Annotated in this window: 21 protein-coding genes and 1 other annotated feature; of the genes, 5 read left to right on the top strand and 16 right to left on the bottom strand. The window is 27.4% G+C overall.

Going from position 1 to position 24,585, the window contains the following annotated elements; translation table 11 throughout:
* The first annotated feature begins 118 nt into the window (after positions 1-118).
* Complete coding sequence (gene pflA, locus I2A66_RS09965) at positions 119-862, top strand: pyruvate formate-lyase-activating protein (protein WP_122639252.1); 744 nt, start codon at positions 119-121, stop codon at positions 860-862.
* 22 nt (positions 863-884) lie between these two features.
* Here pflA and I2A66_RS09970 read toward each other — a convergent pair whose 3' ends face one another.
* From I2A66_RS09970 to I2A66_RS09980, 3 genes are all read right to left on the bottom strand, one after another.
* On the bottom strand, positions 885-1,499 hold the full coding sequence (locus tag I2A66_RS09970) for a DUF975 family protein (RefSeq protein WP_164488997.1): 615 nt from the start codon (positions 1,497-1,499) through the stop codon (positions 885-887).
* Between the two features lie 127 nt (positions 1,500-1,626).
* On the bottom strand, positions 1,627-2,799 hold the full coding sequence (thiI, locus tag I2A66_RS09975; RefSeq protein ID WP_122639254.1) for a tRNA uracil 4-sulfurtransferase ThiI: 1,173 nt from the start codon (positions 2,797-2,799) through the stop codon (positions 1,627-1,629).
* Positions 2,800-2,888: 89 nt separating this feature from the next.
* Positions 2,889-4,040, bottom strand: a complete 1,152-nt coding sequence (locus I2A66_RS09980; protein ID WP_147516402.1) for a cysteine desulfurase family protein — start codon at positions 4,038-4,040, stop codon at positions 2,889-2,891.
* Between the two features lie 785 nt (positions 4,041-4,825).
* On the opposite strand from I2A66_RS09980, the gene I2A66_RS09985 reads away from it, so the two are divergent.
* Complete coding sequence (locus tag I2A66_RS09985; protein ID WP_122639256.1) at positions 4,826-5,821, top strand: asparaginase; 996 nt, start codon at positions 4,826-4,828, stop codon at positions 5,819-5,821.
* An 85-nt stretch (positions 5,822-5,906) separates the two neighbouring features.
* On the opposite strand, the gene I2A66_RS09990 is transcribed toward I2A66_RS09985, so the two are convergent.
* The 5 genes from I2A66_RS09990 to chbG form a co-directional block, all read right to left on the bottom strand.
* Positions 5,907-6,548, bottom strand: coding sequence for a hypothetical protein (locus I2A66_RS09990; RefSeq protein ID WP_195251552.1), 642 nt, complete (start codon positions 6,546-6,548; stop codon positions 5,907-5,909).
* A 66-nt stretch (positions 6,549-6,614) separates the two neighbouring features.
* Positions 6,615-7,910, bottom strand: a complete 1,296-nt coding sequence (locus I2A66_RS09995; RefSeq protein WP_243113330.1) for a glycoside hydrolase family 16 protein — start codon at positions 7,908-7,910, stop codon at positions 6,615-6,617.
* A gap of 124 nt (positions 7,911-8,034) precedes the next feature.
* Positions 8,035-9,360, bottom strand: coding sequence for a family 4 glycosyl hydrolase (locus tag I2A66_RS10000; RefSeq protein ID WP_147516401.1), 1,326 nt, complete (start codon positions 9,358-9,360; stop codon positions 8,035-8,037).
* A gap of 1 nt (position 9,361) precedes the next feature.
* A complete protein-coding gene (locus tag I2A66_RS10005; protein ID WP_147516400.1) occupies positions 9,362-10,798 on the bottom strand; it encodes a PTS transporter subunit EIIC in 1,437 nt (478 codons plus the stop codon).
* A gap of 20 nt (positions 10,799-10,818) precedes the next feature.
* Positions 10,819-11,613, bottom strand: a complete 795-nt coding sequence (chbG, locus tag I2A66_RS10010; RefSeq protein WP_330566183.1) for a chitin disaccharide deacetylase — start codon at positions 11,611-11,613, stop codon at positions 10,819-10,821.
* A 152-nt stretch (positions 11,614-11,765) separates the two neighbouring features.
* Between chbG and I2A66_RS10015 the strand changes: the two genes are divergently transcribed.
* A complete protein-coding gene (locus I2A66_RS10015; RefSeq protein ID WP_122639261.1) occupies positions 11,766-12,485 on the top strand; it encodes a MurR/RpiR family transcriptional regulator in 720 nt (239 codons plus the stop codon).
* 93 nt (positions 12,486-12,578) lie between these two features.
* On the opposite strand, the gene I2A66_RS10020 is transcribed toward I2A66_RS10015, so the two are convergent.
* The 5 genes from I2A66_RS10020 to I2A66_RS10040 form a co-directional block, all read right to left on the bottom strand.
* On the bottom strand, positions 12,579-13,406 hold the full coding sequence (locus I2A66_RS10020) for a transporter substrate-binding domain-containing protein (protein ID WP_195251553.1): 828 nt from the start codon (positions 13,404-13,406) through the stop codon (positions 12,579-12,581).
* A gap of 89 nt (positions 13,407-13,495) precedes the next feature.
* The gene (locus tag I2A66_RS10025) at positions 13,496-14,221 is read right to left on the bottom strand and encodes an amino acid ABC transporter ATP-binding protein (protein WP_195251554.1); all 726 of its coding nucleotides are present in this window, start codon (positions 14,219-14,221) and stop codon (positions 13,496-13,498) included.
* Between the two features lie 25 nt (positions 14,222-14,246).
* A complete protein-coding gene (locus I2A66_RS10030) occupies positions 14,247-14,921 on the bottom strand; it encodes an amino acid ABC transporter permease (protein ID WP_195251555.1) in 675 nt (224 codons plus the stop codon).
* A 26-nt stretch (positions 14,922-14,947) separates the two neighbouring features.
* Positions 14,948-15,778, bottom strand: coding sequence for a transporter substrate-binding domain-containing protein (locus tag I2A66_RS10035; protein WP_195251556.1), 831 nt, complete (start codon positions 15,776-15,778; stop codon positions 14,948-14,950).
* Between the two features lie 163 nt (positions 15,779-15,941).
* Positions 15,942-16,153, bottom strand: a binding site (T-box leader).
* A 120-nt stretch (positions 16,154-16,273) separates the two neighbouring features.
* On the bottom strand, positions 16,274-18,313 hold the full coding sequence (locus I2A66_RS10040; protein WP_122639266.1) for an ATP-dependent helicase: 2,040 nt from the start codon (positions 18,311-18,313) through the stop codon (positions 16,274-16,276).
* A 104-nt stretch (positions 18,314-18,417) separates the two neighbouring features.
* Here I2A66_RS10040 and I2A66_RS10045 point away from each other — a divergent pair, with 104 nt between their 5' ends.
* Complete coding sequence (locus tag I2A66_RS10045) at positions 18,418-19,332, top strand: ribonuclease H-like domain-containing protein (protein ID WP_147516396.1); 915 nt, start codon at positions 18,418-18,420, stop codon at positions 19,330-19,332.
* Between the two features lie 118 nt (positions 19,333-19,450).
* A complete protein-coding gene (locus I2A66_RS10050) occupies positions 19,451-20,707 on the top strand; it encodes a cation:proton antiporter (RefSeq protein ID WP_122639268.1) in 1,257 nt (418 codons plus the stop codon).
* A 13-nt stretch (positions 20,708-20,720) separates the two neighbouring features.
* On the opposite strand, the gene I2A66_RS10055 is transcribed toward I2A66_RS10050, so the two are convergent.
* Genes I2A66_RS10055 through I2A66_RS10065 form a run of 3 tightly spaced genes read right to left on the bottom strand, consistent with a single transcriptional unit; the run spans position 20,721 to position 24,538 of the window.
* On the bottom strand, positions 20,721-22,286 hold the full coding sequence (locus I2A66_RS10055; RefSeq protein WP_147516395.1) for a ClC family H(+)/Cl(-) exchange transporter: 1,566 nt from the start codon (positions 22,284-22,286) through the stop codon (positions 20,721-20,723).
* Between the two features lie 51 nt (positions 22,287-22,337).
* Positions 22,338-23,156 carry a MerR family transcriptional regulator gene (locus I2A66_RS10060; protein WP_147516394.1) on the bottom strand — a complete coding sequence of 273 codons (819 nt, stop codon included), beginning with the start codon at positions 23,154-23,156 and terminating at the stop codon, positions 22,338-22,340.
* Positions 23,157-23,212: 56 nt separating this feature from the next.
* The gene (locus tag I2A66_RS10065; protein ID WP_122639271.1) at positions 23,213-24,538 is read right to left on the bottom strand and encodes an MATE family efflux transporter; all 1,326 of its coding nucleotides are present in this window, start codon (positions 24,536-24,538) and stop codon (positions 23,213-23,215) included.
* Positions 24,539-24,585: the final 47 nt, after the last annotated feature.

Genomic DNA, 24,585 nt, shown 5'->3' on the forward strand with positions numbered 1-24,585 from the left:
TGTATACAATATATTGTAACCAACTATTAAATTTATATGTATTCAATAATAAATAAAGCTATAACCTAACAAATTATAAAAATATTAAGATTAAATATATACTTATGAGGTGAATAAGATGATAAAAGGAAGAGTTCATTCAATAGAAACATTTGGTACAGTAGATGGTCCAGGAATAAGATTTATAGTATTTATGCAAGGATGCCCATTAAGATGTAAATACTGCCATAATAGAGATACATGGGATACTAAAAGCGGAACTGAATATACAACAGATCAAATAATATCACAAGCACTTAAATATTCTTCATATATGAGAGCATCTGGTGGAGGTATAACTGTATCTGGCGGAGAAGCTACATTACAACCAGAGTTCTTAGCAGAATTATTTGCTAAAGCTAAAAAGAACAAAATCCATACATGCTTAGACACTTCAGGTTTTGTAAATATAGATACTATAGCTCCAGTTCTTGAAAATACAGACTTAGTACTTCTAGATATAAAGCATATGGTTGAAGAAAAGTCTAAAGCTTTAACTGGTGTTGGAATTGAAAAAACATTAAAATTAGCTAAACATTTAAGCGATATGAATATACCAGTTTGGATAAGACACGTATTAGTACCTGGTGTAACTGATGATGTTGAAAACTTAGAAAAGTTAGCTCAATTTGTAAGCACTTTAAATAACGTAGATAGATTTGAAATACTTCCATATCATACTATGGGTGTTCATAAATGGGAGAACATGGGCTTAGATTATGAATTAAAAGAAATTGAGGACGGAACTCAAGAAGATATAGATAGAGCAATAGATATAATGTCTAAATACGATGTAGAAATATTTAATAAAAGATCAGCATAAGCTGATCTTTTATTTTTATATATTATGCTAATTCCTTTTTATCATTTATATCTAAATAGAAATTAGTAAATGTAGCTTCGTAATATGGTATTACATATAAACCAGCTATTCCAGCTGTAATAGCTGTTAATATTCCCCATAATATAAAGCTTAACATCAATACAAAGTAATTCCATTTTTGACCTTGCATCATCACTCTACTTTTCTTTAGACATTCTACTATGCCTATATCAGGGTTTTCAGCTAATATATAATAAACTTGTGAATACATAAGAGATAAAATAATTCCTGGTATTATAAATACAATAAATCCTATACATATAATTATTTCACTTAAAATTGATACTCCAATTACCTTCAAATAATTCTTATATCCTAAAAATACATCTGAACATCTTCCCTCTTCAGATTTAGATAATTTTAAAAAGAATATAGTTTTACCTAAAACTAATGGTGTTACAATTAAAAATGTTACTATTCCGATTATTGTTGGATACCATACACTTTCCTCATATTTAGTACCTAAGAATCCTAATAAACCTTCAATAATAGCAATGATTAATATTACTCCTATTGCAGTCCACCAATTACCTTTTAATTGTTGTTTTGCTCTAAATTTTAATTCCTTTCTTGTCATATAAGACATCCCCTTTAATTTTTTTACATTAGTATTATATGTATTTTAAATTGCTTTCGTTACAAAATATCAATATCCTTAAATGGCAAAAAGAGCCTTTAGCTATAAAGCTAAAAACCCTTTTTTATTAAAATTCTATATCTTCTACTTCTATATTATCTATAGCATCTTGTATTAATTTTTCTACATCTAATTTCGACTCTGACTTCTCTATTCTTTCAAGTCTAGGCTTAGTAACTGGCTTTTTAGGAGCAAATACACTACAACAATCTTCTTCTGGTAATATAGATGTTTCAAATGTACCTATTTTTTGAGCTATATCTATTATTTCAGTTTTGTCCATTGCTATTAATGGTCTAAATACTGGCATAGTTACTGAAGCATTAGTACAAGTTAAACCTTGTATTGTTTGAGAAGCAACTTGTCCTATACTTTCACCTGTAACTAAAGCATCACATCTTCTACTCTCTGCTACTCTTTGTGCTATTTGCATCATAAATCTTCTTGATATGATTGTCATTTCTTCATCATTACAATTCATACCAATAGCTTTTTGTATTTCTAGTATATTTACTTTGTGAAGTCTAAGCCTTCCACAGTATTTAGATAATATTCTTGCTAAATCTCTTACCTTCTCTTGTGATTTTTCACTAGTAAACGGATATGTATGGAAGTGTATTGCTTCTATTTCCATACCTCTCTTTGCAACCATCCAAGATGCAACTGGAGAATCTATACCACCTGATAAAAGTGACATTGCTCTACCATTAGTACCTAATGGTAATCCACCATATCCTGGCACTGTATCACTATATACCATTACATGATTTTGTCTATATTCACATATTATCTTAGTCTCTGGATTTCTTATATCTACACCTATTCTATCATGAACTTTTGATACTAAGTATCCTGCTATATCTATACTCATTTCTTGAGAAGTAAATTTAAAATCTTTATCTCCTCTTTTTGATTCTACTTTAAAAGTCTTTGCTCCTGATTCTATCTTTTCTTCTAGAACTTGAAGTGCTAATTCTTTTAATTTATCGTAATCTTTTTCAGCTCTTATAGCAGGACAAACTCCAACAATTCCAAAAACTTTTCTTACTTCTTCTGCTACTTCTTCATAATCATAATCTTCTAAATTAACGTATATTCTTCCGTATTCCTTATATACATCAAATTTCCCTAGTGGCTTAAGCATATTCTTTACATTTTTAACAAGCTTATTTTCGAATAGGTATCTATTTTTTCCTTTTACACCTATTTCTCCGTACTTAACTATTAGTATATTATACAAATTTGTCACCTCTTAGATAAATTTTTATGTCTTCACCTATTATTATAGGTTTTCTTTATTTATAATTAATAATTCAAATTTATTAATAATTATCGTCTTCTTATAATCATTCTTAAATCACTTACCGATTCTTTTAATATATTTACAACTTCTAATATTTCATCTTTTGTATTTAAGTCTGATAAACTAAATCTTATTGCACCTTCTATTTCATTTGCAGTAAGTCCTATTGCATTTAATACATGACTTCCTTTTTTCTTAGATGAACATGCTGAACCTGTTGATACATAAACACCTTTTTGCTCTAAATAATGAAGTAAAACTTCTCCTCTTACATCTTTAAAGGATATATTTAATATATGACAAACTCCATCTTCAGGAGAGTTTACTTTTATGTCATCTATATTTTTTATAATTTCTTCTTTTAATAAATTTTTAAGTTCTTTAATTTTATCTATTGTTTGATTTAGGTCCTTATTTAAAATTCTTACAGCTTCACCTATTCCATATATACCAGGAACATTCTCTGTACCTGATCTTATTCCTATTTCTTGTCCTCCACCTGTAAGTATTGGTTTTAGTCTATTACTTTCTTTAATATACATAAATCCTATTCCTTTAGGACCATGTAATTTATGACCACTAACGCTCATAAAATCTATATTATATCTAGATGGCTTAAAGTTTATCTTAGAATAAGATTGAACTGCATCAACATGTAAATAAATTTTATCACTTAATGATTTTAAGTACTTCCCTATAGCTTCTATTGGCTGTATACTTCCTATTTCATTATTTACATGCATTATAGTTATTAATATTGTACTTGACTTTATAGCATTTTTTAAATCATCTATATTTATTTTTCCTTCTTTATCAACCTTTAAATATGTAACTTCAAACCCATCTTCTTCTAAATCTTTTAAAGTATTTAAAACAGATGGATGTTCAATTTCTGTTGATATTATATGGTTCTTTCTCTTTTTATATAAATTAGCAACTCCTCTTATTATAGCGTTATTAGATTCTGTACCACCTGATGTAAAGTATATTTCCTTATCCTTTGCACCTATAGTTCTAGCGATATCTTGTCTTATTGCTTTTATATTTTTCTCTACTTCTATACCTTTTCTATGTAATGAAGACGGATTTGCATAATCAGTAGTAAGGGCATAAACCATTTTATCTACAACTTCTTTATATGGTTTAGTTGTAGCACTGTTATCTAAATATATTTCCATATAATACACCAACTTTCTTTCATTAATATATTACCTTTAGCCTTTTATTTAGTTTTGACAATTTCATAAATTAATTATCAGGTTAAATAAAATTTTCTCATTGTTAGTATTCCAATGTTTTTAAGCTAATATCTATTTTTATTGGATTTATTCATATCTTCTTATTATACCATTAAAAGCCTAGTTTTTTAATATTTTTCTTAGCTTTCAATTTGTCGAAAAGTTTTTAAAGTTTTTTTGTAAAACTATTGATTTTATTGTCGAAGATTGTTATTATTAATACATGGTTATCCCCCTGATAACCTTAGTAAAATCTCTATTCCCAATACCCCTTTTAAATGAATACTTTTATATTCATTTGACACCTACTTCAGATCGGAAAAGAAGTAGGTTATTTTTTTATATTTTTTTAATAAATATAAGCTTACTTTGATTTTTTCAAATTTAACATAGATTTAACATATTTATGACAATTTTTTTGTAAAAACTATTGATTTTCTTGTCGAATATTGTTATTATTAATACATGGTTATCCCCCTGATAACCTTAATTAAAATCTCTATTCCCAATACCCCTTTTGAACGGATATACTTTATATCCATTAGTTTAAGATGATAACGGAAATCATCTTAAACAAAAAAGAAGAGCTTCCCCAGCTCTTTTTTTTTGCATTTTTTTACATTAAAGGATTTTATTTATCATTCCATAACATAGATTAGTTTTATTCTTTTTGATATAATTTATATTTAGTATAAAATAAATTTTTAATTAAGAGGTGGGATATTATGACTAATAAGAAGAAAGTAGCTATAGTCTTCACTGGAGGTACTATATCTATGACAGTTGACGAAAAAGTCGGTGCAGCAATACCTACTTTATCTGGTGAACAAATAATGTCTATGGTAACAAATATTGATAAAGTTGCTAATGTTGAAGTTTTAAATTTTGATGAAATACCAGGACCTCATATGACACCAGAAAGAATGATGGAATTAAAACACTACGTAAATAATCTTTTAGAAAGAGAAGATATTTGTGGTGTAGTAATAACTCATGGTACTGATAGTTTAGAAGAAACTGCTTATTTCTTAGATTTAACTATAGATAATGAAAAGCCTGTAATAGTTACAGGGGCTATGAGAAGTAGCTCTGAACTTGGATATGATGGTCCAAGTAACTTATCTGGTGCAGTTTGTACTGCTATATCAGATAGTGCCCGTAAAAAAGGAGTTCTTATTGTTTTAAACAATGAGGTTATAGCTGCTTCTGAAGCTACTAAGACTGATACTCTAGCTTTAAATACCTTCCAATCAGTAACTGGCGGACCACTAGGAGTTATAGACTGTAATGAATTTCTTTTATATAAGAAAATAACAAATAGAACTATAATTGACACTGATAAGGTAGAAAATAAAGTTGCTTTATTCAAGTCTGCAGTTGGAATGGATGAAACATTTTTAAAATTAGCTGTAGATAATGGATATAAAGGTATAGTCATCGAAGCTATGGGTAGAGGAAACATACCTCCAAAAATGTATGAGGGTGTCAAATATGCTAGAGAAAACAATATTCCAGTTGTTATAGTGTCAAGATGTAATTCTGGTAGAGTATTTGATAGTTACGGATACCTTGGTTCAGGTAGAGACTTAAGAAACCTAGGTTGTATATTTGGTGGTGATTTACCAGGTCACAAAGCAAGACTAAAATTAATTTTAGCTTTAGGAAAAACAAATAATTTAGAAGAAATAAAAGATTACTTTGAAAAAGGTATATACTATTAAAATTAATAAATTATTTTTTAATATAATAAAATTTAAAGTCCACTTTCACATAATATTTTCTATTTATGTAAAAGTGGACTTTGCTTTATCCTGCCTGATTTCTTTTCGTCAAAGCACCTTTTTCTATATTAACAATTTTCCATTCATTTTCTAACTTTTCTACATAATATACTCTTTTCTCTTGATAAACTTCGTCTAAATTCATTTTATTTTTATCAAGATAATCTTTATTAGCCTTATCAATTACAAATTCTGGTTCAATAGTTACTTTACAAGTAGTCATGTCTTCATTAAAATAATTACGATACCATATTAAATTTTTATGATTCAATACTAATTTATTATCTTTATACATATTATTTACTAATTCTTTATAATTTTCATTTTCTAATTTCTTAATAAAATTATAACTATATAAATCATATTCGTCTTCTACATCTAAATCCTTAAAGTCTCTATTATCTACAGTTAAGCAATGTTTTTCTATAATATCTATTATCTTATTTACATCCTCATTATTACTTTGTAGCATCTCTTTGTCATTTCCATCTTTATCTAGTACAGTCCATAGTATTTGACTTTCTCTTTCTAATTGTTTTTTTTCTTCTTCATTTAAATTTATATTATGTAAACTACTACTATCTGCATTAGTAATATTCCCATTCTCCGAGCAACCTGCAAAAGTTGAAATAATAATACAAAATATCAATATATTTAAAATCTTCATAGCATATTCCCTTTCTCTTTTGCAAAAGAACCTAGAAAGTTCTAGATCCTTTTGCAATAAATATATCTATTTAATATCTAAATTTGCAGGGATTAGCTCCCATTGACTGCTCCAATAACTGTTCGGTACATTCCCATACTGAACTAAACCGTTTTCATCCTCAGTATGAATATACATGTTATTTTTCCATCTATTATTAAACCTTAAGTAATTACCTTCTTTTTCCATTTTCCATTGAGCACTATAATATGTCGGAAGTACTTTACCATGTTCTAAAAAACTTGTCTGATTTTCTATATGTAAATATTCTTCAGTTTTTTCATTTTTTAAGCGAACATATTCACCCGCAGCTTCTTTTTTCCATACCCCATTTGTATCAAATTCATTAATATCTCCATATAAAACTTCATTTTTATCTTCTTCTATGTATAAATATTTTCCTGTTTCTCTATTTTTTATATGATATAGAGGTTCTTCATATCCTCCGTCTTTTTTCCAAACACGGAAGTAATCTATTGCCCATTGTTTTGGCCAAACATCATTATGTTCTCCTGAACCTGCATCTGTATATATGTTTAATATTGTTCCCATAGGATAATTAGGAGATTGATCTATTACTTTATATAGTTCATTATCATAGTAGAATTTTAAGCTTCCTGGTGACCAATCTAATGCATATATATGATATTCTGATGTTGGATCTCCTGATGGTACAGATTCTTCAGAAATCATCCAACTTGTTTGAAAGTTTGGATCATTCCATCCATATGCTGCAATCCTCCAAGTATCCGGTTTGCTAAAAAATGATTCTATAATATCTATTTCCCCAGTTTCTTTTGAATTAAACCAATCATCAGTATCATTTTGCATTCCTACCATCCACCAAGCTTGATGACCCCCACCTCCACAGTCAGCAAACTTTGCACGAATTTCAAAGTATCCATAAGTAGTAGCATATCCTATCCAAGGATCTCTATCTTGATTTTCAGTTGTACCACTAAAATTATGAATCCAATTTTTATCGAATGACATTATAGCTGATGAACGAACTTTTCCATCATGTTCAGGACTCCATGGTTTTTGATCTTCTGTTATATACTCTATTAAGGAACCATCTTCAAATCTATAATTTGCTTTTGCATTTTCTGGATTTTCTGCCCAGTTAGGTAAATAGTAATCTGTCCACTTTGTCTTATCCAACTCTGGACCATCAAATTCATCTGAAAAATCTAGTGTATATCCATCTTTTGTTGTCGGATTAGGTGGTTGATCTTCTGCATAGACTAATGAAGTAAATAAAGTTGATACAATCGTCAATAATGTCATTAAGCTTACTAAACTTCGTTTTAAAATTTTTAACATAATATAGTCTCCTTTTTAATAGTAATCTTCCCTCAATTATTAATCATGCTAAATATTTATAATATATACATATAAACACCCCTATTCACAAGAATCTGAGTGTTTATATGTATTAATAATTTATTTATTTAAGTGTAGGCCAATAATCTTTGTTAGCTTTCATTAAATCATCTAAAACAGCTTTTCCTACTCTGTAAGAAGGTATTGTCTTATTAAGTAAAATAGCTTCCATAGCAGTATCATAAGATCCAGTAAGTGCTGTTTCAACAGTTAACTTTTCATATCCTTTTTGCATTTCCATCATACTCTTATGGAATGTCGGTATATTTCCAACAGTCACAGGTTCTGCTCCTGTTGCTCCAACGTAGCAAGGTACTTCTACTACTGCATCACTATTAAAGTTATTAATTGCCCCATTATTTTTTATATTTACTATAAATCTTTCTTTTGTATCATGTATTATAGCATTAGTTATATCTACTATATAATTTCCATGAACTCCACCTAATAATTTTGAATCTTTAGCTGTACCTAATTCTATAACTTTTTTACACTCTTCAAATACTGTAATTTCTCTAGTGCTTAATACATAAGACCCTCTCGTAAATTCGATATTATCTGATTCAACCATTTCATCTGCAAAATAATAATATTGTAAATAACAATTAGGGAAATACTGAGGATACATTTTAAATGCTTTAATTACATTTTGAAATGTCTTAGTCCAATAGTCATCTCCTATAATTTCTTCGTTTGTTTGAATTAATCCCTTTAGTTCTCCTGATTGTACTTTTTCTCTTATTCCTGGTAATAAATCATTTCCGTTCTTATCATAAATATTAGTCCACCATCCAAAATGATTTAAACCAAAGTATTTAAAAGTTAAATCCTTATAAGGAATATTCAAATAATCTGCTAATGTTTCTTCTATGCTTATTGGCATATCACATATGCATAAGCACTTAGCCTTAGGGAATTTCTTATATATTGCTTCTGAAATTATTGCTTCTGGATTCGTATAATTTAATATCCAAGCATCAGGACAAACTTCTTGAGCTACTTCTACTATTTTTAAAATTTCAGGTATAACTCTTAATGCAAAAGAGAATCCTCCTAAACCACATGTTTCTTGTCCTACAACATTATGTTTTAAACATATCTTTTCATCAATTTCTCTTTGATTATTAAGACCCGGTCTTATTTGAACATATAAAAAATTAGCATCTTTAAAAGCTTCTCTTATATCTGTAGTGTAAGAAACTTTAACATCTGATTTATTATCTCTATAATAAATTTTTGTAAATTCTCCAATAAGATTGTTTCTTTCTTCATTTGTATCATATAGTACTAATTCTTCTAATTTTAAATCTTTTGATCTATTTCTAAGTACCTCCACTATACCTGGTGTATGTGTAGATCCTCCACCTACTATTACAATTTTATTTCCCATATTATCTCACTCCCTCACTTACTGATTCACTTAATAGTTCATTAAATGCCTTCATAACATGAACTACTTCTGTACCTATTATGATTTGTATATTATTTTTACTTACCTTTACTACACCTTTTGCTCCTGTATTTTTTATATTATTTTCATTTATTAAATTTATATCTTTTATTTCTAAACGCATTCTTGTTACGCAATTTTCTGCATTTATTATATTTTCTGCTCCACCAACATTTTGTAATAATTTTTTTGCCATATATCCATAATTTGAGTGTGATAGTTTTAATGATTCTTCATCAATATCTTCAGATATAGCTTCACTTCTTCCTGGAGTTTTTATATCTTTTTTAAGAATGATTGTTTTAAATGTAAAGTAATATAAGAAGAAAAATGCTACACCAACGGGTATAATATAAATTACATTATTACCCATATTCCAGTTTAAAACTAAATCTATAATATTAAATCCAAATGCAAAACCAAGTCTTGAATTAAATATGTATAATACTGCTCCAGCCAAACCTGTAAATACTGAATGTATAAGGTATAGAAGTGGAGATGTAAACATGAATGAAAATTCAATCGGCTCTGTTACACCTGCAACTATTGAAGTTAAGGCTCCACTGTTTGCTAATCCTTTTACTTCTTCTTTATTTTCTGGGCGTGCTGTTTTATACATTGCAGCAGCCACACCAGGTATTCCAAATACCATTATTACGTAAAACATTACTAAAAATGATCCTGCACTTGGGTCCCCTGCTAAAAATCTTGTCATTTCACCTGTTACTACTGTTCCATTGGCTGTTGTATAACTACCTAACTCATAAAATATATAAGCATTAAAAACATGATGTAATCCTGTTGGTATTAAAGCTCTGTTTAAAAATCCAAATAAGAATACTCCAAAGATTCCCATAGATCCTAGTCCTATTGCAAAAGTATCTAATCCAGCTTCTATTGGAGGCCATATAAAGCTAAAAACTCCAGCTAAAACAAGTGAAAATATTGGACCTAAAGTTATAGCTAATTTTTCACCTGCAAAGAAAGAAAACATACTAGGAACTTTCCAGTCTTTACTATAGTTATATATAACAGCTGTACTTATACCTGATACTATACCTCCAAATACCCCCATGCTAATACTTTCATTTAAGTATGTAAGCGCTTGCCTAAATACCATAACTGATAGTACTCCTGCTAAAACTGCAGATGATTTATCTTTACTTTTTGTATATGCTAGTATACATCCAACTGCAAACAATAAATCTAAGTTTCCAAATATAACGTCTGACGCTATCTTTAATATATCTAAGTTTAATAAGTCTGGTTGCCCAAGTCTAGATAAAAGACCTGCAACAGGCATAGCAACAACTGGAATTAGCATTGCTTTTCCTAATTTAGATAATTGATTACTTACTAATCTAAGTGAATTAGCCAAAATAATATCCCCCTTTAAATTTATATATTATTATAATTGCAAAGATTTATATCATACTTATCTATAAGTTCTCTCATATATGGATCACATAGAATATCTACTTCTCTTGCTCTAGGAATGTTGAAAGATGAACCTTCCAATAAACAGCTATCTATAAATGCAGGATGACACATCGCCTCACTTTTTTTAAATTCTATATTTTTAAGTATATTTGACTCTATAATTTTAAAACACTTATCTCTAACTGACATATACTTATTAGACATATCTCTAATTGGTTCATAATTGCACAAATCTAAAAAATTTATATCATCCTCATTTACTACTCTATTACAGTTTCTAACTGGTAAATCATATTCTTTAGAAAGTGTTTTTACTACCTCAGATGTTTGTTTAAATGTGTGTATATGATGATGTGAATCAATATGACTTAATTTAATCCCTAGTGAGCATAATTTATCTATCTGAGATTTCCATTCATCATAAAGTTCATTTTTATCAATTTCTATACTTTCATTTTCAAAATCACTTAAATTATGAAAACTTCCATCATTTTTTATCAACGATCTTACATTTTTACCTAAAATAGGTTTACCACATGTTAATGTTAAATGTACCCCTACTGCCAATGTAGGTGTCTGTTTAGATAGTTCAATTGCATGTTCTGTACCTGACATATTTGCCATTAATGTTGTTGATGTTAAAACACCTTTTATATGACTCTTAATTATTCCTAAGTTTACAGCATTAGAATATCCAAAGTCATCTGCGTTAATAATTAGTCTCTTGATATCATTCTCCCCCTTTTCTTTGATATATTTAAATTATATATCCTTTTTTACTACATTAATATACTTCTAACTACTTTTGTAACATATGTACAATAGCGTAACATGTTTCAAAATATAAATTCTTTATGATATAATATTTATATATTAAATGTAAAAATTTAAAAAAGGGGATATATATGATCAAAACATTTCATGTTGGGAGAATCTTTAAGAATCAAAATTTATCAGATTCAGAAACAAAAATACTTGAATACATATTTACAAATCCAGATAAGGTAAAAAAAGAAGGTATAAGGCAACTTGCTAAGTCAAACTTTACTTCTACAGCGTCCATTATTAGACTTTCAAAAAAACTTGGATACAGTGGTTATAATGAGTTGATTTTTGATATAAAAAGAATGACATCAGATAGTTTAACTAATAATAATGAACAGGAAAATTATTTCAACTGGTGTTCTAAAATCCCTTTAGCTGATCTTGATGAGCTATCAAAAAAATATTTAAACAAGAAAAAGTATATTTATCTTTATGGAGAGGGCTTTTGTGAATTTGTAACTGGATACATACACAGAAAGCTTTTAGTAAAGAAATACAATGTTATATTATTACATGGCTTAGAAATACCTATAGTGTATGAAAGAGATCATTCTCCTACATTAATAGTAGTATCAAAATCTGGAGAAAACTTTTCATGTATAAGAAAGATTGAACAGTTATCTGACCTTGGAGGAGATATTATCTGCATAACTTCAAATCCTAATAGCAGTATCAGCCTAATGTCCGATGTGTCACTTTCTATACCAGTTGCTTCTATAGCTGATAGTAAAAATGAAGAATTTACAACATTTTATGGTGATAGTATAAATTTATTAGAAGATTTATTCTCTAGAGTTTAATAATTGTTTTATTAATAAAAAAATTCCTTTATGCACTGATTTTATACTTCTATCACTGCCATAAAGGAATTTTAGTTTAATTAAATTTATAAACTACTCTTCTTTAGCTAAATTTCTAGCTCCCTCCATATATTTATCTATAGTCCCACTTTCATTAAGGCCTTTTAATATCTTATTTACTACTTCTACAAGTTCTTTTGTGCTGTCATCTTTCTTAAATGCTACAGATGCACCTTTATGTATATCTTCTCCTACTGTGGAATTTGCTACCGATATTCCTTCATAGCTATCTATATTTATATTGGTTACATTCTCACTACAAAGTATTCCATCTATATTTCCATTTTGAAGTTCTAAAATTAGATCAGGTATCTTAGCTAAACTTTTATAATTAATAGATCCTAAAGTTTCAGCTATAAAAGTTTCTTGAATACTTCCTTTTTGTACACCCATTTTCATATTTTTTACATTATCTTCAGTTTTAGCTATATCTTCATCTCCCTTTCTTACTATTATTTTATTTTTCTCATGATAGTAAGGTTCTGAGAAATTTACACTTTCTTTTCTTTCATCTGTAGCAGTCATACCAGCTAAAACTAAATCCGCTTTATCTGCATTTACTGCCCCAAGTACCCCATCAAAATCCATATCTAAAAATTCTAATTCTACACCTATTCCATCTGCTATATCTTTATCTATCATAGCATCTAATCCAACTATAGTATCTTTTCCATCTATTATTTTATGAAACTCATACGGAGGATAATCTGCACTAGTTGCTACAATTAACTTACCTCTATTTTTTATTTCTTCTAATTTATTACTTTCTGATGTATTTTCATCACTACTTGAGCTACATCCAATCATAAATAATGTCATTCCTAAACTTAATCCAAATATAATTAATTTTTTTAATTTCATATAATATATCCCCCCGGTTTATAATTCAACTTAAAATATAAAAAAAATCCATTAGTTTTTAGCTAAAATATCTTTATCTCTTCTTACTACTAAGCTAATATTTTCGCTAAGAATTCTTGTGTTCTTTGATGTGTAGGGTTATTAAATACATTTTCTGGACAATCATCTTCAATTATCTTGCCACCATCCACAAATATAACTCTATCAGCAACTTCCTTTGCAAATCCCATTTCATGTGTAACTATAGCCATAGTCATCCCATCTTCTTCTAATTCTTTTATAACATCTAAAACTTCTGTTACCATCTCAGGATCAAGAGCTGAAGTTGGCTCATCAAATAACATCATATCAGGCTCCATAGCTAGAGCTCTAGCTATAGCTATTCTTTGTTTTTGTCCTCCTGATAATTGTGCTGGATAAGCATCTTTTTTATATAAAAGCCCAACTCTATCTAATAAATACTCTGCCTTCTTATTAGCCTCTGACTGGTTCATCTTCTTTAATATTACTGGTGCTAAAGTGATATTTTCTAATATTGTCTTATGAGGAAACAAATTAAAGTTTTGAAATACCATTCCTATTTTTTGTCTTATTTCATCTATATTAACTTTTTTATCAGCTATATTAGTTCCTTCAAATATTATTTCTCCCTCAGTTGGTTCTTCTAATAAATTCATACATCTAAGCAATGTACTCTTGCCAGAACCACTAGGACCTACTATAGCCATTATCTCTCCCTTATCAACTTTTAAATCTATACCTTTCAATACATGTACATCTCCAAATGATTTTTTTAAATTTTTTATTGTAATCATATTATCACTATCCTTTTTTTATAATCTATGCATTAGCTTTAGCTAGCTTTTTCTCAAATTTACCTACTAACTTAGATAATGTAAACGTTAATATAAAGTATATAATAGCTGCTACTATAAGTGGCTCTAATGGTTTATATGTGGCATTCTTAACTATTGATGAAGTAAACATTATCTCACGTACACCTATAACTGATATTATTGCAGACTCTTTCACTAGAGTTATAAATTCATTAGCTAAAGATGGTAATATATTTTTTATAGCTTGTGGTACTATTACATATCTCATTGTTGCTGCATAGCCTAACCCCAAAGATCTACTTGCTTCCATTTGACCTTTTTCAACTGATTGTATTCCTGATCTTAATATTTCAGCCACATAGGCTCCTGAGTTTATTGATAAAGCAAATGCACCTGCTATAAAATCACTAGATATCCCTAATATACTTGGAAAATCTATTCCAACCTGTGGTAACCCAAAGTAAATTATATATATTTGAACAAATAGAGGTGTTCCTCTTAAAATTTCTATATATGTTGTTGCTACAGCTTTTAATACCTTAAATGTAGATAATTTCATTAAACAAATTAACATACCTATAATACATCCAAATAATAATGCCACTAGTGAAATTATTACTGTTACAGATGTTCCTTCTAAAAATAAGCTTCCATATTTACTTAAAAAACTAAAATTCATGTTCCCACCTCCTAAATCATTAATCCTTATTGTTCATCAGCTAATTTTATAGCATCTTGCATATATTCATCTATTTTGCCTTCATCTTGTAATTTCTTTATAACATTGTTAGTTAATTCTATTAAAGATTCATTTTTATCACTTTTCTTAAATGCTACTGCTGCACTTTCTTCACAATCTTCTCCTACATTACTATTTCCTATTGCAACATTATCATAGTTTTCAATATTTATTGCAGCAACATTCTTTCCAGTTACTATAGCATCTATATTTCCATTTTGAAGTTCTAACATTAAATCTGGTGTTTTAGCTAAACTTTTATAGTCTGTACAACCTAATTCGTCTACTACAAATGCTTCTTGAGTACTTCCTCTTTGAACTCCAATCTTTATATTTTTTAAATCTTCATCAGATTTTATTTTATCTTCATCACCTTTTTTTACTATTACTACATTTTTATCTTCATAATATAAATTAGAAAAATCAACGCTTTTTTCTCTTTCTTCATTAGGTGTCATACAGGCTAATACTATATCTGCCTTATCTGCATTTAACGCTCCTAATAATCCATCAAAATCCATATCCATAAATTCTAAATCAACGCCAATCTCATCGGCTATTTCTTTAGCTATCATAACATCAAAGCCAACTATGGTATCTTTACCATCTATCATTTTATGGAATTCATATGGTGAATACTCTGCACTTGTTGCTAATACTAATTTCCCAGAATCTTTTATCTGTTGTAATTCATCCTTAGCTTCATCTTTACTTTCATTTGATGAACTACATGCTGCCATTCCTAATGATAGTGTAAATACTATACCTAAACCCATTAATTTCTTTAATATCTTCATAATAATTCCTCCCTATTTATAATAAAAAATTTATTTGAGTATAAAAAAAGCCCCTTAGCTATAATAGCTAAGAGACGAATTATATCCGCGTTACCACTCTTTTTGATAAATCATTCATATCAAAATAATGTTTACAAATAAAAAAGCCTCTTAGTCATAATGACTAAGAGACGAATTATATCCGCGTTACCACTCTTTTTGATAAGTTTAACTTATCCTCTCAAACCCTTAAGGCGGGCTATCCAATTATCATACTATTAATTTCTGATAATCTCCTCCAAAGCTCTTTTCACTCTAAACTTCAATACTAGGCTCACACCAATTCCTAGCTCGCTGAAAATCCACTTAGGTTACTTTCTTTTTCTTAGGATTTCTTATTTGAAATTGTTAATACAATTGTAGTGTTATAAGCCTTAAGTGTCAATTTTATTTTTTGAATTATATATATTTTTTTAATTTTATGAATAATGTATTCATTATTAAATATTTACATATTTAAATATGTATAACATTATTTAATACACATACTCTATAATTTAAAATTCTTGTTCCATCAGAAAACTTAACTCTAATAGAATCTCCATCTTTAGATACTATAGTTCCCTCTTTGAATTTCTTATGGTATATTGTGTCACCTATATTTATATTATCCATTTCTTCTTTAGTAGGAGCTTTAATATCATCTATAAAAGTTGATACAGATACTTTTTTTCCATACTTATTTTGTGGTGAGCTTATACATAAATTTTCTTCAGCTCTGGTAATAGCAACATACATAAGTCTTCTTTCTTCTTCAATTTGGTTATCTTTTTTATCGTCATCATCTAAATCATATGATTTTTCATGAGGTATAGTTCCCTCATTTACTCCTATAATATATACGTTCTTAAATTCTAATCCTTTGGCACTATGCATTGTTGTAAATATTACACCATCGCTTTGATCTTTGTGTTTATTATCTGCAACTTCTGATTTCACTCTATCTATATGATCTAAATAATCTTTTATCGTTTTAAAATTACTTGCAGAACTTTCTAATTCGTTTAAAATCTCAATTAATCCATTTGTTTTAATCTTTCTATTTGAACAATAATCTAAGATATATATATCATATTCTAAACTTGTCCTAATGTAAGAAATTGCATTTTGAGGACTTAATGTTTTTAAGTAACTTAAATCAATATCTAAGTCATTTATAGTTTTTACTTGTTTTGGATGAAGGTTGCACTTAGTTATTAAAGCATTTATAAAGTCTTTCTCATCTTTTATACTATTTATACTATCTCTAGATATATATCTAAATGGCTTATTTATAATCCTAACCCAATCTTTAGTTGAACTAGGATCAAGCCCTAATCTTAAATATGCAAGTATATCCTGAGATGCCCAATGGTCATATATAGTAACTATAGAATCTTTAACTACAAAAGGTATCCTCATATCCATAAATACATCCACTAAAGCTCTCGATTGTATATTAGTTCTATATATAACAGCAAAATCACTGTACTCTACAAAGTCTTTTTTTACCTCATCTAATATTTCTTTTCCAATAATAACAGCTTCTTCTTCTGAGTCTTTTGGAGCTATATAATTTATATTTCCTCCATTTCCTTGACTACATTTTATTACTTTTTCATATCTATTTGAGTTTTTTTCTATTAATCTATTTGCAATATCTATAATTTCACCTTTAGATCTATAATTTATATCTAATAGAATCTTTTTAGTTCCTTCAAAGTATTCTTCAAATTCTAATAAAAAATCTGGTCTTGCCCCTCTGAATCCATATATACTTTGATCTTCATCTCCAACAACAAATATATTATTTAAAGGATTAGCTATTAACTTTAATACCTCAAATTGAACTTTATTTATATCTTGAAATTCGTCTACTAAAATATATCTATATGCATTTCTTACTGTTTCTAAAGCTTTCATATTATTTTTAAGCAAAAAATAAGTTCTAAGTAGCATATCATCAAAATCTATTTTTTTCACTTGATGCTTATGCTCCTCATATAAATTATAGGCTTTAATAAACTCATCTTTACTCATAACTTCTGAATTAAAATCAACTTTATCCATTAATTCGTTTTTGACAAAGGAAATTTCATTTATAAATTGCCCAATTACTTCATCATCTTCTCCATTTTCAATATTTAAGCTTTTTAAAATTCCCTTTATTGCTAGTCTTTTAGACTTCTCGTCTAATATACTATCTAAGCTATATTTTTCAAAATGTCTTAATATCCTAAAAAATACTGAGTGGAATGTTCCATATGTAACTTTGTTCATTTTTAAATCTTTACTTAAAGCCATAGATCTATTTTTCATTTCTATAGAAGATGCTTTTGTAAAGCTTATAGCAAGTATGCTCGTTGGTTTTATATTGTTATTTACAACCATATTTGCAATCCTATGAGTAATAACTCTTGTCTTTCCTGAACCAGGACCTGCAAGAACCATACAAGGGCCATCTAAGTGACATACTGCCTGCCTTTGATTTTCATTTAATGTATCTATATTTATCATAATTACCACCTTGAAGTATTATTTTCTTACTTTATAATGTTTATATAATATTTTATAATATTACCAAACTATTATAATATAGAATCTAAAAAAGGAGAAATTTTATGGAGATAATTAAGCATATATGTGATGATTTTATAGATATCCCTAAAAATCACTTTGTATTTGATATAGAAACAACTGGTCTTAGTCCCAAATTTAGTAAGGTTATATTAATTGGAATTGTTTATAATGAAAATAATAAAACAATAATAAAACAATTCTTTGCTTTAAATGAAAATGAAGAAAAAGAATTATTGTTAGCATTTATAAATAATATAAATTCATTTGAAAAACATATAACCTTTAATGGATTTACTTTTGATATACCTTTTTTAAATTCTAGGTTAAAAAAACATAACATAGACTTTCACTTAAATAAAGATGATGATATAGATATATTAAGAATCGTTAAACCTTATAAAGAAAAACTATGTCTTTTAGATTGTAAACTTAAAACTATAGAAAAATACCTTGGAATAGATAGAAATGATACTATATCTGGAAAAGAAAGTGTAGAACTTTATAAAGAGTTTGAAGCTTCACAAAATGAAACTATTAAAAGCAAGATATTACTTCATAATTATGAAGATATTTATTATCTTTCTAAAATGCTTAAAATACAAGATATTATTATTAAAAATTTAAATCCATTAATATTAGATATAAATAATCAAATACTAAAATTAGTTCCTACAAATTATAAAATAACTAAAACTAATTTAATTATGAAGTATAAAATTTTTTCAGGTAATATATATAATATAAAAATTTATAAAGACAACTATTCTATCTTTTCTGAAAAAAATAATTTAAATATTGATATAGATATAAACAAAGGAATAGATTCAAATAACAATGAAATATTATTTTATAAATTATCAACTATAATACCATTAAAATTTAATGCTGATATTTTAGAAGATAATATAAACTCATTATGTAATTTTTTAGTAAAAAAGGAATTAACTTTAATATAGGCTTTTAGTATCTAAATTTATAACTATATACATTAAATAATTAAATTTATATAAATAATACTTTTTGTATATACTAACTTCATATAGATATTTTAATATTTATAGAAGAGGTAGAATTATGGGCGAAATGAATCTTGCAGAAATAAGTTCTAACGAATTACTTCTCATAATAGCATCAATTACAGTATTAGGTGTAATTGGTGGATTTATAGGAGAAAAATTAAAAATACCTGATGTTGTTATATACCTTTTGTTTGGAGTTGCATTTGGACCTACATTTTTAAATGCAGTTAATATAGATGCTTTTCCAGTTGCCAACGAACTTATACTAACATTTGGTTCTGCATTTATTCTTTATGAAGGTGGTAGAGAGGTAAAATTAAAAATTTTAAATGAAGTTAAAATAACAGTTTTACTTTTATCATCTCTTGGGGTATTTATAACAGCTGGAATAGTAGCATTACCATCTTATTTTATATTAGACTTACCAATTGGTACTAGTATGCTTTTAGGTTCTATAATAGCTTCTACTGATCCTGCAAGCTTAATACCAGTATTCAAACAATTTCCAGTTAAAAATAGGTTAAAGCAAACTGTAATAAGTGAGTCTGCATTTAATGATGCATTTGGAGCTATATTATTTTCAACTGTATTTGTAGGCCTTACATCATCTGGAAAAATGTATTTATCTCAAATCATTTTTAAACTATTTTATATGATAGTAGTTGGAATAGTTGTAGGTACTATCATTGCACTAATAGCTACAGCACTAACATCAGAAAAAAAATATGGTGTATTTGCAAAATATGAGGCTTTAATTTCTATAATAATAGTAATATTTGCTTATGAAATTTCAGAAAAACTTGGTGGTAGTGGATATATGTCTGTCTTTATATCAGGTTTAGTTGCTGGAAATAAAAAAGTATTTGGATTTTGGATTGCTGATGAAATTTATATGGAAGGAATTCATTTTAGAGAAAATATATCAAAAATCGCTAGAATGTGTATATTTATAATATTAGGTACTCATTTAGATTTGAATTCCCTAATTAAATATGGTAATAAAGTATTTTTAGTTATACTAGTTTTTACATTTGTAACTAGACCAATAGTTGTAATGATTTGTACAGCTTTTGATAGGAAAGTTGAATGGAGCTGGAATGAAAAAATATTTATGATGTGGGTGAGAGAAACTGGAGTTATACCTGCAGCATTATCAGGTATTGTAGTATCGTCTAAAATACCTGGGTATAATGTGATTTCATCTACAGTATTTATGGCGATTATATTTACACTTTTAGTTCAAGCTAGCACTACAGGTATTGTAGCTAAAAAGTTAAATGTTTTAGAAAAAGATATAGTAAAAGAGGGTTAATTGCCCTCTTTTTTTAATTAATAGTTGATATTAACTCTATTTCATCCATTACTTTAGAGTACATACTCTCATCCATCATTATTGTAAGATAATCTCCACTTATTATTTCAGTATCACCTCTAGGTATTATTTCTTTATTCCCCCTTAAAATCGAAACTACTAAGCAATTTTTAGGCCATGATATATCTTTTATTTTCCTTCCATCTATATCACTATTCATATGTACTGCCATTTCTAATAATAACTTTTTACTTTCATTTACATCATACTTGTATGGTGACTTTAATAATATTCTTTCTAGTAAACTTTCATAAATTGGACTGGAATTTAATATATCTGACGTTAACTGAGATACAACGACTACAATAGCTAGTGCCAATAAATGATCTAATGATCCAGTCATCTCTGATATTAGAATTATTGCTGTTATAGGAGCCTTTACTATTGCTGCAAAATGAGCTGCCATTGCGAGAATAATAAAATTAACAATATAAGTATTCTCTATACCTAAGTAGGTAACAAATAAATCTCCTGTTAAATTACCAACTAATGCACCTAAAACTAATAGTGGAAAGAATATTCCTCCAGGCACGCCTGATCCAAAACATATAAATGTAAATAAAAATTTAATTACTATAAAGCTTAATAATATTGATAATGAGAAATTTTGATTTTTTAAATCCATTATTAAATCATGTCCACCACCTAGTAATATAGGACATAATATACCTACTATTCCCGTAATAATAAATGGTATTATGCACTTTAACTCTGTACTCAATTTAGATTTTTTGAATATTTCTTGAGTCTTTAATATTCCTCTATTAAAAATAACGCCACTAACTCCTATTACTAATCCCAAAATAATTAATGACCAATAATACTTTAACGGCAAATTATTTACTTTTTCAAAATATAATGACGGTGTAACTCCAAAGAATTGCTTAGATACAAAATCTGCACCTAAAGATGCTATCATTGCAGATAATAAAACTAATGGTGAGAAATTTTTATGAGTCTCTTCTAATGCAAACATAACTCCTGATATTGGTGCATTAAATGCTGCTGATAACCCTGCACTAGCTCCACTAGTTATTAAATATTTTTCCTCATTATCTAGATTTTTTAACTTTTTAGATACTCCATCTCCAATACAAGCTCCCATTTGAACAGAAGGACCTTCTCTACCAACAGATAACCCTGCACATAAACAAATAAGTCCCCCAACAAACTTATATAATAGTGTCGTAAACCAATTAATACTTAATCTTCTAGTTAATATACCTTCTACTTGTGGTATACCACTTCCACTTATCATGGGCTCTTTTTTTACACATTTACCAACTAAATATCCTAATGCTATCATTAATAAAAAAACTAATCCTATAAATATATAACTTTCATTAGCCTTTTTATATAAGTTTAAAAATATAGGTGAAATATTATTTAAAATTAATCTATGAGCCACAATAGTTAGCCCAACTAAAACACCTACAATTAACGAGTCCAAAACTAATTTGTATTTTAAGTTTTGAATCCTCTTTAACATATTAAAAACTCTGTTTCTACTATTTCTCATTTGCTCATCCCCTCAAAATAATTTTATACAAATTCTAATTGATTTACAATTTTACTTTAGTAGTATTTCAATTTTTGCTAATGATTTTACCTCTCCATTACTGCTAACTCTGGTCATCTCATATATTTCATAAAATTCCCCAATAACATCTATATTGTTATTTTTTATATACTCAATTACATTATGATAATACTTTTTATTATCATAAAAATTATCATCAAAATAAAAAGTCAAATAATTACCTTCTTTAAGAGTTACTATATCTTCTTCATTAATTAATACATTACAATCTAATTCTAACATTGCTTTTGTGTATATCAATTCATTTTGTTTTACTATTCCATCATAAGACGTCTCAAATGCTATTTTTACATCTGAGCAATTATATTCTTTTTCTATTTCTCTTAGTGATTTTCTTAATTGTATTTCAAATTCCTCTGTATATCTTCTTGTATATGTATATTTTTTTAATTTTCTTTCTTTATTATATTTTATAAAAAATTTATTTATCCCAACGTCTAAAGCTTCACTTATGCTACTTTCAAGATTCTGTATACTTTTTTTAATATTATTTAATTCTACTATCTTTTTATCTATAATATGTTTTTGATTTTTTATGATATTTAATATTGAGTCTAGTGATGTATAATCATTCTTTATTTCTTTTATTTCTTCTAAGGATAATCCAATTGCTTTACATTTTTTAATTAGATCTATTGTTATAAAGCTTTGTGTTGAATAATATCTATATCCTGTTTTTTCATTTATATATTCTGGCTTAAGTATTCCAACCCTATCATAATGTCTTAGTGTTTCAATTGATATATTATGTAATTTTGACATTTCTCCTATCGAAAAATATTTTTTCATATTATTCTCTCCTAATCAAAAAGGGTGTGAATATATTATTTCACACCCATTATTTTCTATGCCATTTCTGTAACATTATAATATTCAGTAGATTTTGATGTATTTCTTTTGATATTAGTAATTAAATTTATAGATATAAATGTAATAGTTTCAGAGAATAAAGTTCCACCCCATACTCCATTTATACCAAATACCTTAGAAAGCATTATAAGTCCTATTGGTAAGAATATTACTGATCTAAATAAACAAATTAAATTTGAATACTTTGGCATTTCTATAGCTTGATAATAAACTATTGTATTTAAATTTAATCCTACAAAGAAATAACTTAAAACAGTTACTCTTATTCCTATATACGCTAATTCTATTATTTCCTTATCTAATGTAAATATTTGTATTAAATTTCTTCCAAATAAATAACAAACTATAGTAGCTATACAAGTAAATAAGATAGATGAAATACAATTTATTTTATAAAATTGCATCATCTTTTCACTGTCTTTTCTTCCATAATTATAACTTATTAGTGGCTGCGTACCTAGTGTTAGCCCAAATAATACCATATATATATTGGTACCTATATAGTTAATTATACTATATGCAGAAACACCTATTTCTCCTATAGTTTTAGTTATTATCACATTATGAAGTAATACTATAACAGAGAAACTTGCTTGTGCAAAAAATGATGGGAATCCTATCTTTAAAAATTCTTTTATAGTATCTATTTTTAATTTTACCTGTCCAAAACTTAGATATCCTTTTTTTCTTATGAAATGAGGTAATAATATACTTACAGTTACTATTTGACCTAATCCTGTAGCTATTGCTGCACCTTTTATTCCAAATCCAAACTTAAATATAAATACATAATCTAGTATTATATTAGTTATAGCTCCTGATATTATTGAAACCATAGCTAATTTAGGTTTATTGTCATTTCTAACAAAGCTATTTAAAACTATACCTATTAAATTTGGTATAGAGAATAACGCATAGAATCTTAAGTATTCTATAGATAGTCCTTGTAAATTATTTGTTGCACCTAGTAATTGTACTATTTGCTTAGTAAAAATTACACATATTATACTGATAAATACACTTAATATTAACAGAAATTTACATACCTGTCTAAATATATTAACTGCTTTATCAATGTCTTTAGCTCCTATATTTTTCGAAACTAAAGCACCTCCGCCTACAGCCATCATATTTGCCATACCAACTAAGATTACTGTAAATGGTAAAACTATATTAACCGCTGCAAGTGCTGCATCTCCTACACCTTGTCCTACAAATATTCCATCTATAATTGTATATAATGCCGATATAAACATAGAAAATGCGGATGGAATAGCGTATTTTAAAAATTCATTTATCATATTATTGTCTCCTCTCCTATTTTCTATTACACATTATAAAGTCTTTT

This window comes from Romboutsia sp. 1001713B170207_170306_H8 (genome assembly GCF_015550495.1).
Taxonomy (GTDB): Bacteria; Bacillota; Clostridia; order Peptostreptococcales; family Peptostreptococcaceae; genus Romboutsia_E.